14 protein-coding genes are annotated in these 13,428 nt (G+C 67.4%); 4 read left to right on the top strand and 10 right to left on the bottom strand.

Translation table 11 applies throughout. From position 1 onward, the window contains the following. The first annotated feature begins 85 nt into the window (after positions 1-85). The gene (locus EV649_RS12600) at positions 86-685 is read left to right on the top strand and encodes a transposase (protein WP_130383386.1); all 600 of its coding nucleotides are present in this window, start codon (positions 86-88) and stop codon (positions 683-685) included. Then, a complete protein-coding gene (locus EV649_RS12595) occupies positions 682-1,239 on the top strand; it encodes a hypothetical protein (RefSeq protein WP_130383385.1) in 558 nt (185 codons plus the stop codon). Before EV649_RS12600 ends, EV649_RS12595 begins: the two co-directional genes overlap by 4 nt. A 2-nt stretch (positions 1,240-1,241) precedes the next feature. On the opposite strand, the gene EV649_RS12590 is transcribed toward EV649_RS12595, so the two are convergent. Then, on the bottom strand, positions 1,242-1,907 hold the full coding sequence (locus EV649_RS12590; RefSeq protein ID WP_157996231.1) for an RDD family protein: 666 nt from the start codon (positions 1,905-1,907) through the stop codon (positions 1,242-1,244). A 91-nt stretch (positions 1,908-1,998) separates the two neighbouring features. Here EV649_RS12590 and EV649_RS12585 point away from each other — a divergent pair, with 91 nt between their 5' ends. Then, positions 1,999-2,388 carry a DUF2752 domain-containing protein gene (locus EV649_RS12585; RefSeq protein ID WP_241998025.1) on the top strand — a complete coding sequence of 130 codons (390 nt, stop codon included), beginning with the start codon at positions 1,999-2,001 and terminating at the stop codon, positions 2,386-2,388. 6 nt (positions 2,389-2,394) lie between these two features. On the opposite strand, the gene EV649_RS12580 is transcribed toward EV649_RS12585, so the two are convergent. The 9 genes from EV649_RS12580 to EV649_RS12540 all read right to left on the bottom strand — a co-directional run bounded on the left by EV649_RS12580 (position 2,395) and on the right by EV649_RS12540 (position 12,110). After that, complete coding sequence (locus tag EV649_RS12580; RefSeq protein ID WP_130383382.1) at positions 2,395-2,574, bottom strand: hypothetical protein; 180 nt, start codon at positions 2,572-2,574, stop codon at positions 2,395-2,397. A 333-nt stretch (positions 2,575-2,907) separates the two neighbouring features. Beyond that, positions 2,908-3,813: an RDD family protein gene (locus tag EV649_RS12575; RefSeq protein WP_130383381.1), complete on the bottom strand. Its 906-nt coding sequence runs from the start codon at positions 3,811-3,813 to the stop codon at positions 2,908-2,910. A gap of 183 nt (positions 3,814-3,996) precedes the next feature. Continuing rightward, entirely contained in the window at positions 3,997-4,773 is a 777-nt protein-coding gene (gene pstB, locus EV649_RS12570; protein WP_130383380.1) for a phosphate ABC transporter ATP-binding protein PstB, read from the bottom strand. A gap of 20 nt (positions 4,774-4,793) precedes the next feature. Further along, positions 4,794-5,714 carry a phosphate ABC transporter permease PstA gene (pstA, locus tag EV649_RS12565; protein WP_130383379.1) on the bottom strand — a complete coding sequence of 307 codons (921 nt, stop codon included), beginning with the start codon at positions 5,712-5,714 and terminating at the stop codon, positions 4,794-4,796. Continuing rightward, positions 5,711-6,760, bottom strand: coding sequence for a phosphate ABC transporter permease subunit PstC (gene pstC, locus EV649_RS12560; protein WP_130383678.1), 1,050 nt, complete (start codon positions 6,758-6,760; stop codon positions 5,711-5,713). Before pstC ends, pstA begins: the two co-directional genes overlap by 4 nt. A 290-nt stretch (positions 6,761-7,050) precedes the next feature. Further along, complete coding sequence (gene pstS / locus EV649_RS12555; protein ID WP_130383378.1) at positions 7,051-8,163, bottom strand: phosphate ABC transporter substrate-binding protein PstS; 1,113 nt, start codon at positions 8,161-8,163, stop codon at positions 7,051-7,053. 276 nt (positions 8,164-8,439) lie between these two features. Then, entirely contained in the window at positions 8,440-8,904 is a 465-nt protein-coding gene (locus EV649_RS12550; RefSeq protein WP_198682416.1) for a bifunctional nuclease family protein, read from the bottom strand. 147 nt (positions 8,905-9,051) lie between these two features. Then, on the bottom strand, positions 9,052-9,930 hold the full coding sequence (locus EV649_RS12545) for an NUDIX domain-containing protein (RefSeq protein ID WP_130383376.1): 879 nt from the start codon (positions 9,928-9,930) through the stop codon (positions 9,052-9,054). Between the two features lie 20 nt (positions 9,931-9,950). Then, positions 9,951-12,110 carry an RNA degradosome polyphosphate kinase gene (locus EV649_RS12540; protein WP_130383375.1) on the bottom strand — a complete coding sequence of 720 codons (2,160 nt, stop codon included), beginning with the start codon at positions 12,108-12,110 and terminating at the stop codon, positions 9,951-9,953. A 117-nt stretch (positions 12,111-12,227) separates the two neighbouring features. On the opposite strand from EV649_RS12540, the gene EV649_RS12535 reads away from it, so the two are divergent. Next, complete coding sequence (locus tag EV649_RS12535) at positions 12,228-13,286, top strand: alpha/beta hydrolase (RefSeq protein WP_241998023.1); 1,059 nt, start codon at positions 12,228-12,230, stop codon at positions 13,284-13,286. The last annotated feature ends 142 nt before the right edge of the window (positions 13,287-13,428 follow it).

Here is a 13,428-nt window from a genome sequence, read left to right as displayed (position 1 = left end):
AACTGGCTGAACCGATTCAGGTTTTGGCCTTCACTCTACGTGAATAAGACTGTAGCCTTAAGCCGTTCAGAAGGAGGTGCAGGGCATGGTCTTCGTTCTCACGGTAGATCAGCGCGGCAGCCGAAGCACGAGCGATCTCGTACCTGAGCTACTCAACTCCCTGAACCGCCGGCCGCGGCGGACCGGACTGCTGCGGAAGTTCGAGCGGACCGCCGGCGACGAGGTGCAGGGCGTGCTGTCCGAGGCCCGTCCGACCGTCGACGTGATCGTCGAACTGCTCCGGTCGGACAACTGGTACGTCGGACTCGGCGTCGGTGAGGTCACCGAGCCGCTGCCACGCAGCACCCGGGCCGGAAGCGGCGACGCGTACGTGTTCGCGCGGGAGGCGGTGACACGGGCGAAGTCCAGTCAGCACCACGTGAACGTGGTCGGAGCGGACTCGCGCAGAGCAGAGCAGGTGGAGACGGTGCTGTGGCTGATGGCGTCCGTGCTGCGGCGTCGCAGTGACCGTGGCTGGGCAGTGGCGGACCTGTTGGGCGAAGGACTCACGAGGCGGGAGATCGGCGTGAAACTCGGCATCAGCCAGTCGGCGGTGACGCAACGCGCCCAGGCCGCGGGCTTCGCCGAGGAACAGCGCGGACGGGTGCTGGCCGCGGATCTCCTCGGCGCCGGGGCTGCTGCGTGACGGCGCTGATCCTGTCGCTGACCGGTGCCGCACTGGTCCTCGCCGTACTCGCATGGGTACCCAGGTCGTCCGGCTCCACCCTCGAGATCGTCATCAGTGCAGTCATGCTGGCCTGTCTGGCCGCTGTCGGCGTGCTGCTGCTCGCCGGCCACGGTGTGTCCGGCTGGGCCGAGCGCTGGTGGAACGTACTGCTCCTGCTGGCCGGAGCGTTGGCAGTGACAGGTGGCGGGCCGCTGACGACCTCTGTGATGGCCCTGGCCGACCGGAGGAGCACACGGGCCCAGTCGACGCAGAAGGCCGGTGAGGTACTGCGTGGCGGCGCTCTGATCGGTGCACTCGAGCGAATGGCCATCTACGCTTCACTGGTCGCCGGCTGGCCGGAAGGCATCGCTGTGGTGCTGGCGATCAAGGGACTGGCCAGGTACCCCGAGCTCCGCAGCCCCGACCAGCCTGCCTCGGTCACCCCGCAAGCCGTTGCCGAACGCTTCATCATCGGCACCTTCAGCAGTGTGCTGTGGGCAGTGGCCTGCGCCGGTCTCCTACGCTCGCACTGACGTCAGGTGCGCACCACGTAGGTGTTCATGACCTTGTCGTGCCACGTCTGCTTCTGCTCGTCCCACAGGGGCCACAGGACGTTCAGGAAGCAGGCGTTGTTGAAGACGCCACTGAGGAAGTCGCGGAGGAAAGACCGGCCGGCGCCGATCGGTTCTCCGGTCACGGCGTCGATCAGCTTGATGTGCAGCGCGCTCTTGCCCACACTCTGGCCGGACCCTCCCTGCCGGAAGACCCGGTTCCACAGGCTGAGCGCAATGCTGGCGATGGTGCCGACGAAGAAGAGGATGATCGACCACCACTGCGGAACGTCGTCCGGGGGCGGGTTGCCGTCGCGTGCTGCGGTGTTCGCGATCAGAGCGCCGAATCCGATCAATAGCGGCGCCAGTGAGATCAGGCTGTCGATGAGCGACGCAGCGACCCGAGGGCCCCAATCGGCCAGGGGCGGCATCGGAGAGCCGTAGCCGTAGCCGTAGGCGCCGTAGGGCTGCTGGCCGTAGCCCGAGCCGTACGGCTGCCCGTAGCCCGGCCCGTACGGCGCCTGTTGAGGATGCTGCTGTGGCTGCTGCCCGTATCCGTAGCCCGGTTGCTGCTGCCCGTACCCCGGCTGGGCGTTTCCGTACGGCTGGTCCTGCGGCCGGTTGTCGTCGGGCGGCGTCGGTGTGCTCATCGGAATCCGTCTCCCAGTCGATCGATACCACCAGTATCGCGGGTACCGTTGGAGTGTGACCTTCGCGGTGATGCCCCGTCCACAAGGACCGGTGAAGCCTGTCGATCGCCGCGTCTGGGGACTGGCCGGAGTGGGCATCGGCGGCTTCGCGCTGGCCGGGGTCTACCGGCTGTCCGGCCTCGGCATCCCCTGCCCGCTGCACACGCTGACGGGTCTCGACTGCCCGTTCTGCGGCGCGACCAGAATGGCCGCGGCACTCCTCGAAGGCGACCTGAACGCCGCCTGGCACTTCAACGCCGCGGTCCTGATCCTCGGCCCGCTCATTGGCGTTGCCATCGGCTACGAGGTCCTCGCCTGGGCGCTGTCCCGCGCCGGCTGGCTCAACCTGCCCCGGCAGCGCCTCAGCCCACGGGCGGTAGCAATCCTCACAAAGGTTGCTCTGGGCGCCTTGCTGATCTTCGGCGTACTTCGGAACTTCTGACGCCGGTCACCTGATCAGGCCGACGCGCTGCCACGCGGCCTGCACGAACGGCGGGACCACGAGATCGATCCGCCGGTTGAAAGCGACGTGGTTCAACATGACGTCGAACCACACCGGCCGCGGCACCCGCAGCTTGTACTGAGTGTCCCCGTAGGCGAGGACTGTCCCGTCATGCTCGGTCCACATACGGGTCACCATGGCGAGACCGAAGTCCTGCGGCGTCGGCCTAGTGAGCAGATGCACGCGATGCGGCGTCAGAACCGCCGTGCCGTTGTCAATAGTGCGCCAGTGAGCTGCCGCCGCATGGCGATCAGTGTTCCCGAACGCCAGCCGAATGCCGTCGTACCGTTGGACCTCGCAAGGTTCGACGGCATATGCGAACTCGCCGGGTGCCAACGACGCTGGTGGCGGGAGGGGTTGTAGCTGAACTCCTTGGCCCAATGCGCTCCAAAGGTTCCACGCATCCCACCAGTCCTGCTCAAACGGACTCAGCACAAACCCCTCCCAACCCTCAGACGACTAGCGAGTGCCGATCACCAGCGTGTTCGCAGCCTTGTCGTGCCAGCCCTGTGCGCGCCCCGAGTTGTCGAAGAGCGGCGACAGGTAGACCAGGATCTCGCCGACGTAGCAGAGGGCGTAGCCGATCAGCGGCAGCAACCAGCGCATGAACGACGGACCCCAGCCGGGCACCTGACCGTCGCTGGAACGGACGACCTTGATGCCCATGATCATCTTGCCGACCGTCTGACCCTTGACCGCGATCATCGCCAGTTCGTAGCCGACCATGACCACGGCTGTGATCGCGAAGAAGCCGAACAACGAAGCGAACATCCCGGCGATCGCACCGTCGGAGGCCGTTCCGTCGTCGTTGATGCCACTGCTGGAGGCAGTAATACCACCGAACATCAGGAGCGACAGAAGGCTGACAATGATGCCAAGGACCACTGAGTCGATGATGCGTGCGAGTGCACGCGACCCGATGGTTGCCACCTTCACCGTACCGATGCCCGGGATCTGCACGAGACCGCTCTGCGCCTGCGCCACCTGGCCGTAGTCAGGACCCTGCGGGTAGCCGCCGGGCTGGCCGTAGCCGGGCTGGCCCGGCTGCTGGCCGTACTGGGGCTGGCCGTAACCGGGCTGACCCGGCTGCTGGCCGTACTGCGGCTGGCCGTAGCCAGGCTGACCCGGCTGGCCACCCTGACCGGGCTGCTGGCCGTAACCCGGCTGGCCGGGCTGACCACCCTGGCCCGGCTGCTGGCCGTACTGACCCGGAGCGCCGTAGCCCGGCTGACCCGGCTGACCCGGCTGGCCTGGCGGGGTGGCACCGGGACCGCCGTAGGGGTTCTGTCCGGGGCCCTGGGCGCCCGGTCCCTGGTTCCGGCCGTCCTCCGGTCCGGTGCCCGGGGGTACGTTCTGGTCGCTCACGATGGTCCTTTCGTCACAGTTCACCCGCGTTTACTGGGCAAAGGCTAGCGGTCGGAGGGCCACAGCGGTGGGCACGGCAGACGCGAAACGCCCGATCTGTGGACAGTTGCACCAATTGACACCAAATACAGCTGCGGACCGGCGAATCGCCGGCCCGCAGCTGTGGATAACTCGTACGACGGATCAGCCGAAGCGGCCGGTGATGTAGTCCTCGGTGGCTTTTTCGGCCGGGTTGGAGAAGATCTGCTTGGTCGGGGCCATCTCGATCAGCCGCCCGGGCTTGCCGGTCGCGGCCAGGTTGAAGAAGGCCGTCTGGTCCGAAACGCGGGCCGCCTGCTGCATGTTGTGCGTGACAATCACAACAGTGAAACGGTCCTTGAGCTTCTCGATCAGGTCCTCGATCGCCAGCGTGGAGATCGGGTCCAGGGCCGAGCAGGGCTCGTCCATCAGGATCACCTCGGGCTCGACCGCGATCGCCCGGGCGATGCAGAGCCGTTGCTGCTGGCCACCGGACAGACCCGCGCCCGGCTTGTCGAGCCGGTCCTTCACCTCGTTCCAGAGGTTCGCGCCCTTGAGCGACGACTCGACCACCTCGGTGAGCTTCTTGCGATCCTTGACGCCGTTGAGCTTCAGGCCGGACGCGACGTTGTCGAAGATCGACATCGTCGGGAACGGGTTCGGCCGCTGGAACACCATGCCGACAACCCGGCGTACCGCGACCGGGTCGATCCCGGTGGCGTACAGGTCCTGCTGGTCCAGCATCACCTTGCCCTCGACGCGGGCGCCGGGGATCACCTCGTGCATCCGGTTCAAGGTGCGCAGGAACGTGGACTTGCCGCAGCCGGACGGGCCGATGAACGCGGTGACCGAGCGGGGCTCGACCGTCATCGACACGTCCTCGACGGCCTTGAAGTCGCCGTAGTAGACGTTGAGGCCGCTGACCTCGATGCGCTTAGCCATATCGACTCAGAACCTCTCGACTATTTCGACTTGATGGCGCTGAACCGGGCGATCAGCCGGGCCAGCAGGTTGAGGGCAAGAACCAGCAGGATCAGGGTGAGCGCCGCGGCCCAGACCCGGTCCGCGGCATTCGGCAACGCCAGCTCGGTACGGTCCTGGTTGATCATCGTCGGCAGCGCGCCCTGGAAGCCGCTGAACGGGTTCAGGTTGATGTTCTTCGAGTAGCCGACCAGGATCAGCAGCGGCGCGGTCTCACCCATGACGCGGGCCAGACCGAGCATCACGCCGGTGATGATGCCGCCGAACGCCGTCGGTACGACGACCTTCAGGATCGTCTTCCACTTCGGTACGCCGAGCGCGTACGACGCCTCGCGCAACTCGTCCGGCACGAGTTTCAGCATCTCCTCGGTGGACCGCAGTACGACGGGAAGCATCAGCAGCACCAGTGACAGCGACACCGCGAAACCCACGCGGTTGAAGCCGAAAACAGTGATCCAGACCGCGTAGACGAACAGTGCGGCGACGATCGACGGGACACCGGTGAGGATGTCGATCATGAAGCTGACGACCTTGGCGGCTCGCGTTCCCTTGCCGTACTCGACCAGGTAGATCGCGCCGAGAATCGCGATCGGGACCGCGATCACGGCGGTGATCAAGGCCATGATCAGCGTGCCCATGATCGCGTGGTAGGCGCCGCCGCCCGCCCGCCGTACGGTGATGCCACGCTGCGACTGGCTCCACCAGTCCGCACTCAGCAACAGGTGATAACCCTTGCTGACCACGGTGAACAGGATCCACACCAGCGGGATCATCGCGACCGCGAAGGCCAGCACGATCAGCACGGTGGCCAGCGTGTTCTTGAAGGCCCGGGCGCCCGACTTCCCGGTCAGGTCCAGGACCTTCCCGTCGTACGCCGGCTTGTTCTCAGCGATGGCCGTCATGCGGATGCTCCTTCTGCTGCTCCCGCGCGGCGGTTGCGGCGGGGGCGCTTGGTGCCGGGTGTGCTGCGGTCGACGATGATCCGGGCCGCGGAGTTGACCAGGAACGTGACGACGAACAGCACCAGGCCGGCCGCGATGTAGGCGCCGGTCTTCTCCGGCGAGTCGAACTCGGCGGCGTTGTTGGCGATCTTCGACGCGAACGTCTCGCCACCGGCGAAGATCGACGAGTTCCACGGGTCGTTGCCGTTCGGCACCGACAGGATGATCAGTACGGCGACGGTTTCACCGAGCGCCCGGCCGAGACCGAGCATCGAGGCGCTGACCACACCGGAGCGCCCGTACGGCAGCACCGACAGCCGGATCATCTCCCAGCGGGTCGCGCCGAGCGCCAGCGCGCCTTCGCGGTGCGTGATCGGCGTCTGCGCGAAGATCTCCCGGCTGATCGCGGTGACCACCGGAAGGATCATGATCGCGAGCACCACCGACGCGGTGAAGACCACGCCGACGTTGTCGCCCGGCGGCTTCTCGAACAGCGGGATCCAGCCGAGCGCCGTGGACAGGCCGTTGATCACGGGGCGCAGGATCGGGGCGAAGAACAGGATGCCCCACAGGCCGTAGATGATCGACGGTACGGCGGCCAGGAGGTCGACCGCGTGCGCGACCGGTGCGGCCAGCCGTTTCGGGGCGTAGTACGTGACGAACAGCGCGACGCCGATCGCGATCGGGACCGCGATGAGCATCGCGATGATCGAGCTGATCACGGTGGTGTAGAAGAGCGCCGCGATGCCGAACCGCGGCTGGTCGCCGCCCGGCTCCCAGATCCGGGAGAACAAGAAGTTGCTCTTGTCATCGATCAGCGCGGGAATCGCCAGCGCCAGCAGGAAGATGCCGACGAACGCGACGATCAGGACCACCAGGCCGCCGGAGCCGCGGGCGAGGCCGCCGAACAGCCGGTCGCCGAGGTGCCCGACCGGGCCGAGCTCGAGCTTGCCGCCGGTCTCGGTCGCGGTCGTCGTACCCGCGGCCTCGACACCGGACTCGGTCATCACCTCGGCGGGCTGCTGTGCCGCGTCGTGGTCGGCGTGTTCCGCGGCCAGGCCACCGAACTGCGGGGTCGGGCCGGCGTCCTCGTGAACCAGATCCTCGATCTTCGGTTCTGCTTCTTCGGCGGCTGTGCCGTCCGGCCGGTCGGGCGGTGCCGTGCCGTCTGGACTACTCATTTCGATGCTGCTCCAAGCGCCTGAGTCGTGATGTCACGTCTGGGTCTGACGAGGCGAGCCCCGGCGTCCTCCGATGACTCGGACCGGCCGGGGCTCGCATCAGTACTGCGTCTCGATCAGCTGATCGCCTGGATGGCGGCCTCGACCTTGGTCTGGATCTCGGCCGGGAGCGGCGCGTAGTTCAGGTCGGTCAGCGACGCCTGGCCGTCCTTGCTGACGAAGTAGCTCAGGAAGCTCTTCACCAGCGCGGTCTTCTCGGCCGGAAGGCCCTTGGTGCAGGCGATCTCGTAGGTGACCAGGATGATCGGGTACGCACCCGGGGCCTTGGTCGCGTAGTCCAGCTTCAGGGCCAGGTCGGACCCGGTGCCGGCCGGCTTCGCGGCGGCCAGCGCCTTGCCGGCGGATTCGGCGGACAGCTCGACCGGGGTGCCCGAACCGGTCTCGATCTGGGCGACGCCGAGCTTGTTGTCGACGGCGTACGACCACTCGACGTACGTGATCGAGTTCTTGCTGCTCTTCACGCCCTCGGCGACACCGGCCGACTTCTCCTTGCCGGCGCCCGTGCCGGTCCACTTCTTGGCCGGCTCACCGGTCCAGCCGCCGCCACCGGCCGCCTTCAGGTACTTGGTGAAGTTCTCGGTGGTGCCGGACTCGTCGGAGCGGAAGAACACCGAGATCGGTGCCGACGGCAACGTGACTCCCGCGTTCAGCTTGGCGATCGCCGGGTCGTTCCAGGTCTTGATCGTGCCCTGGAAGATCTTCGCGGCGGTCGGGCCGTCGAGGACCAGCTTGGTCACGCCGTCGAGGTTGTAGGCGATCGCGACCGGGCCGATGACCATCGGCAGGTCGACGGCCGCGTTACCCGCGCAGCGCTTCGTGGCCGCGGTCATCTCGTCCGGCTTCAGGGCCGAGTCGGAGCCGGCGAAGTCGACCTGGCTCGCGTTGAACTGCTTGATACCCGCGCCGGAACCGGTCGGGTTGTAGTTCACCGTGACGTCGGCGCACTTCTCGTTGTACTTGCTGATGACTTCCTCGATGGCGTTCTTCTGCGCCGAGGAACCCTCGGCGTTCAGCGTGCCCTTCGGGCACTCGGCGCCGGCAGACGACGTCGACGAGTCGGGGCTCGACGAACCGGCCGGCTCGGGGTCACTGCCACAGGCGCTCAGGGCGAGGACGCCGAGGGAGGCCACGGCGACGGAGCCGACGCGGAACAGGCGATTGACGGACACGAGAGTGTTGCCCTTCTGCGGGAATCAGACTTCTGAACTTCCACAGACGGTAGGGAGACCAGGTGACCGACCGGTCCGTCACTGGTGAACGAGCGGTGAACGGTTCCGGTAGCGTGCGCGACGCCTGGCGTGCCGACAGGCAGCCATTAGGTGAACTGAGTTAAGAGCCGTCACTCTCCGTCGAAGTAAACGGCTGTTTGCTCACGTTTCAGTAACGCAAAGCGCACCAACAACGTGAACGGTAGTACCTCGTCGTGCCATCCGGGGACGCGGACGTCAGCTGGAGAAGTCCTCCGGGGCGACGCCGTCGAGGAACTGCCGGAAGCGTTCCAGCTCGGCCTGTTCCTCCTCGGGGGTCGCGACGCCGGCTTCTCGCAGTACGTCTTCCGTGCAGCGGATCGGCGTACCGAGACGGACCGCGAGCGCGACCGAGTCGCTCGGGCGGGCGGAGACTCGGACGCCGTTGGCCAGCACGAGTTCGGCATAGAACACGGCGTCGCGCAGCTCGACGATCTCGACCGCTTCGATATGGACGCCGAACGCCTCGATCAGGTCGCGCATCAGGTCATGGGTGAGCGGCCGCGACGGACGCAGGCCCTGTTCCTCGTAGGCGATCGCGGTCGCCTCGACCGAGCCGATCGAGATCGGCAGGTAGCGGTAGCCCTCGGTCTCGCGCAGCATCATCACCGGGGCCCGGTTGGGCGATTCCATCCGGATCCCGATCAGTGTCAGTTCTCGCATCATCGTCATGGTGCGCCCCGAACCTCTCCTCAGACCGGCACCCGGTGGGGCGCCGGTTCCTCGGGTAGGAACATACCCGTCAGCTCCAGTGTCACCCGAGCACCCCGTCGGCTGTGCCTGGATCGTCACCGAGCCGTGTCGCGGCGGCTACGGTGCGCCGAAACGCTCGTGCACCACGCGGCCGTCGGCCAGTCGATGTGCGACCAGAAACGCACCTGTGGAGAACTTGCCGACCTTCAGGCCCAGCTCCCGCGCCAGCGCCGGCAGGACCGGCCGGTGCGAGCAGACGACTGTCACCTTGCCGGGCTTCCACACCCGCTCGGCCAGACCGCGCAGTCCGTCCGGGGCAGCGTCGTACCCGCGTTCGGAGATCTCCGGCCACAGGTGGATGTGTCGGCCGAGAGAGGCGGCGTACGGCGCGACTGTCGCGGCACACCGCTCCGCATCGCTGCTGATGATCCGGTTGGCGCCCAGTGCGGCCAGTACGCCGGTCATTCGCTGTGCGACCGCCGTACCGTCGCTGGTGAGTGGACGGAGTGTGTCCTTGCCGTCCCAGTCCTTCCGCTTCAGAGCCTCCGCATGCCTCAGCACGACCACGGTGGCGACGACCGGCACCGCCTGGCCCAGTGCGTCCAGGATGTCCACGTCACGCGGGTAGCTGAGCTTGCCGCGGGCCTTGTCGACCGGGAGCCAGCTGACCTGGTCCACCTCGTCGTTCGGCTCGAACTCGCTGCCGTTGACCGGTACGGCGGACCAGTAGTGCACCAGCTTCTGGGTGGTCCCGCCGTTCTTGCGGATCGGGTACCGCTGCACGCCCAACGGGGGACCGAGGACGACCTGCAGTCCGGTCTCCTCCTCGATCTCCCGACGCGCACCGAGCAGCACGTGCTCGTGCGCGTTGAGCTTGCCCTTCGGGAGGGACCAGTCGTCGTACCGGGGACGGTGCACCAGCAGCACCTGCCGGGTGCCGCGGCGCTCTCGCCACACGACACCACCCGCGGCGATAACCGTCGCCGGGTTGCTCATGGAATCACCCTAGGACGTGACTAACCGATCGGTTCGGAGGCCCGGCGGCGGCCGCGGGTTGCGATCAGCCGTTCCTGCATGTCCCGCAGCGGCTCACCGTCCGGTCCGCTGAGCCGGGCCTGCCACGTGTCGTCCGCCTGCAGCCACCAGGAACCGGTGCCGTCGTCCAGCGCCAGGTCGAACATCTCACCGAGCTCGTTGACGTGGTCCTGCTGCTTCAGCTGCACCAGCACCTCCACCCGGCGGTCCAGGTTGCGGTGCATCAGGTCGGCCGAGCCGATCCACACCTCCGGCTCACCGCCGTTCTCGAACAGGAACACCCGGCTGTGCTCGAGGAACCGGCCCAGGATGCTGCGGACCTGGATGTTCTCCGACAGCCCGGGTATTCCGGGCCGGATCGTGCAGATGCCACGGATCCACAGGTCAACGGGTACGCCGGCCTGTGACGCCCGGTAGAGCGCGTCGCACAGGGCCTCGTCCACCAGGCTGTTCACCTTGATCCGGATCCGCGCCGGGCGGCCGGCGTGGTGGTGCTGCACCTCGCGGTCGATCCGCTCGACGAGCCCCCGCCGTACCGACTGGGGGGCCACCAGGATCCGCCGGTAGCCGGCGCTGCGACCGAAGCCGGACAGGTGGTTGAAGAGCAGTGCGACGTCCTCGGTGACGACCTTGTCGCTGGTCAGCAGGCCCAGGTCCTCGTAGAGCCGGGCAGTCTTCGGGTGGTAGTTGCCGGTCCCGATGTGCGCGTAACGGCGCAGGCCGTCCGGCTCGTCACGGACGACGAGCGACAGCTTGCAGTGCGTCTTGAGGCCGATCACGCCGTACACGACGTGGCAGCCGGCATGCTCGAGCTGACGGGCCCACTTGATGTTCGCCTGCTCGTCGAAGCGCGCCTGGATCTCCACCAGGACCAGCACCTGCTTGCCGGCCTCGGCGGCGTCGATGAGCGCGTCGACGATCGGGGAGTCACCACTGGTCCGGTAGAGCGTCTGCTTGATCGCCAGGACGTGCGGGTCCGCGGCCGCCTGCTCGATGAAGCGCTGGATGCTGGTGGAGAACGAGTCGTACGGGTGGTGGACGAGTACGTCGCGCTGCTTGAGCGCGTGAAACATGTCGGCCGGGTTGGAGGTCTCCACCTCGGCCAGATGCGGATGCGTCGACGGCACGAACGCGGGGTACTTCAGCTCGGCCCGGTCCAGGCCGGCGATGGTGAACAGGCCACGTAGATCCAGCGGGCCCGGGAGCTCGAACACCTCCGCCTCGGTGACGCCCAGCTCGGACAGCAGCAGCGCCTTGACCTGCGGGTCGATCGACTCCTCCACCTCGAGCCGGACGGGCGGACCGAACCGGCGGCGCAGCAGCTCCTTCTCGAGCGCGGCCAGCAGGTTCTCGGCGTCGTCCTCCTCGACCTCGAGGTCCTCGTTGCGGGTCACCCGGAACGTGTGGTGCTGGGTGACCTCCATGCCTGGGAACAGCTGGCCGAGGTGGGTAGCGATCACGTCCTCGAGCGGCACGAACCGGCCCTCGGCGACCTTCACGAACCGCGGCAGCAGCGGCGGCACCTTCACGCGGGCGAAGTGCTCACCGCCGGTGTCCGGGTTGCGGACCACGACCGCGAGATTCAGGCTCAGACCGGAGATGTACGGGAACGGGTGCGAGGGGTCGACCGCCAGCGGCGTCAGCACCGGGAAGATGCGGTCCCGGAAGAACCGGGTCATGTCCTCGCGCTCGCTGTGCTCCAGCTCGTCCCAGCGCAGGATGTCGATGCCCTGCTCGGTCAGCGCCGGCTGCACCGACTTCCGCCACGTCTCCGCCTGCCGGTCCATCAGCTCCCGGCTCCTCGCCAGGCTGCGGTCGAGAACCTCGCGGGGGAGCAGGCCGCTGGCCGCCTTCACCGCGACCCCGGCCGCGATCCGGCGCTTCAGACCCGCGACCCGGACCATGTAGAACTCGTCCAGGTTGCTGGCGAAGATGGCGAGGAACTTGGCCCGCTCGAGCAGCGGGATCCGGTCGTTCTCGGCGAGCTCCAGGACCCGCTGGTTGAACGCGAGCCAGCTCAGCTCCCGGTCGGAGAACCGGTCTGCGGGGAGGTCACCGGCCGCACTGATGTCGTACGGCGGTTCAACGTCGTACTCCCTGTTGTGCGATGCCAGCAAGTCTCCAGCCACACCGCTCAGCATCCCATCCTTTGGTGAACAACGGGTAGCCGTCCGCGCGTTGCCGGATGTGACCTTTTCGCTGCCTGTCGACCAGTTCCGGGAGCCGATGTTGGCGCCTGGTTGCTAGCGTCACCCCTTGTGAACCTACGACTGGACTCGGTACTGCGTGACACGGCGACCGCCGTACAAGCGAACGCCCTCGTCCCGCTGTACGCGCTACCCGCCGCTGTCCGCCGACGGCTGGCCGGCGCCCCGATCCAGATCGACGGCAACACCCTGGATCCCGACGTACAGCTACTCCTGCGGATCGACAACTTGTTGCCACGCACAACCAAGACCGACGCCGCGACCGCCCGGACGCGCTTCCGCAACCTCTGCAAACTGATCACCGGGACCCCCGCCGACCTACTCCGGGTAACCGACCTCACTGTCCGCGGCGCCGCGGGGCAACTGGGCGCCCGCCTCTACATCCCTCGTGGGGACGTGGGCCGTGGTCTGTTGGTGTACTTCCACGGGGGCGGCTGGGTGGTCGGCGACCTCGGTACCCACGACGCGTTCTGCCGCGCAGTCGCCGCCGACTCCGGCGTACGGGTCCTCTCCGTCGACTACCGCCTCGCCCCCGAAGCCCCCGCCCCGACCGCTGCCGAGGACGCCATCGCCGCCTTCACCTGGGCCGTCGACCACGCCGAGGACCTGGGCGCGGACCCCACCCTGGTAGCCGTCGGCGGCGACAGCGCAGGCGGCAACCTGGCCGCCGTAGTCGCCCAGCAAACAGTCCGCCGCGGCCTCCCACAGCCGGCCCTCCAGGTCCTCCTCTACCCAGCCGTCGACCTGGTCGCCCGGCGCCCCAGCCGAGACCTCTTCTCCGAGGGCTTCATCCTCACCGAAGAGGACATCATCTGGTACCGCGACCTCTACACCCCCGACCCCACACTCCGCCCCGACCCGATCGTCTCCCCCCTCCGAGCCGAAGACCTCACCGGCCTCCCACCCACCTACCTCACCACCGCCGGCTTCGACCCCCTCCGAGACGAAGGCCTCGACTACGCCACCGCCCTAACGGCAGCCGGCAACGACCTGACCCACACCCACCACAAATCCCTCCCCCACGGCCACGCCAACCTACTAACAGTCCCCGGCACCACCCGGGAAGCCCAAACCCACCTAACCAACCACCTAAGAACCACCCTCCACTAGCGAGCTGTGGACAGCAGCCCCTCCACCCGAGCCGCCGAACCTCCCGAGCCGAGTTGGGGAGAATTACCTGCCCAAATCGGGCAAAAAACCTCCCCAACCCCCTCAACTGGGCGGTCGCGGGGGTTCCGGGGGATTACAGCCT

The sequence above is a fragment of the Kribbella sp. VKM Ac-2569 genome (genome assembly GCF_004216905.1).
In the GTDB taxonomy this organism is placed as follows: Bacteria; Actinomycetota; Actinomycetes; order Propionibacteriales; family Kribbellaceae; genus Kribbella.
The sequence above is the reverse complement of the archived record's forward strand: the minus strand, read 5'-3'. Positions and strand labels throughout refer to the sequence as shown.

What these genes read in the sequence shown, in the direction of transcription:
- EV649_RS12545 (WP_130383376.1), bottom strand. Translation starts at nt 9,930, where the DNA reads ATGAGCAACCCGGCGACGGTTATCGCCGCGGGTGGTGTCGTGTGGCGA.
- EV649_RS12580 (WP_130383382.1), bottom strand. Translation starts at nt 2,574, where the DNA reads ATGTGGACCGAGCATGACGGGACAGTCCTCGCCTACGGGGACACTCAG.
- pstB (WP_130383380.1), bottom strand. Translation starts at nt 4,773, where the DNA reads ATGGCTAAGCGCATCGAGGTCAGCGGCCTCAACGTCTACTACGGCGAC.
- EV649_RS12600 (WP_130383386.1), top strand. Translation starts at nt 86, where the DNA reads ATGGTCTTCGTTCTCACGGTAGATCAGCGCGGCAGCCGAAGCACGAGC.
- EV649_RS12540 (WP_130383375.1), bottom strand. Translation starts at nt 12,110, where the DNA reads ATGCTGAGCGGTGTGGCTGGAGACTTGCTGGCATCGCACAACAGGGAG.
- EV649_RS12590 (WP_157996231.1), bottom strand. Translation starts at nt 1,907, where the DNA reads ATGAGCACACCGACGCCGCCCGACGACAACCGGCCGCAGGACCAGCCG.
- pstC (WP_130383678.1), bottom strand. Translation starts at nt 6,760, where the DNA reads ATGACCGAGTCCGGTGTCGAGGCCGCGGGTACGACGACCGCGACCGAG.
- pstA (WP_130383379.1), bottom strand. Translation starts at nt 5,714, where the DNA reads ATGACGGCCATCGCTGAGAACAAGCCGGCGTACGACGGGAAGGTCCTG.
- EV649_RS12550 (WP_198682416.1), bottom strand. Translation starts at nt 8,904, where the DNA reads ATGCGAGAACTGACACTGATCGGGATCCGGATGGAATCGCCCAACCGG.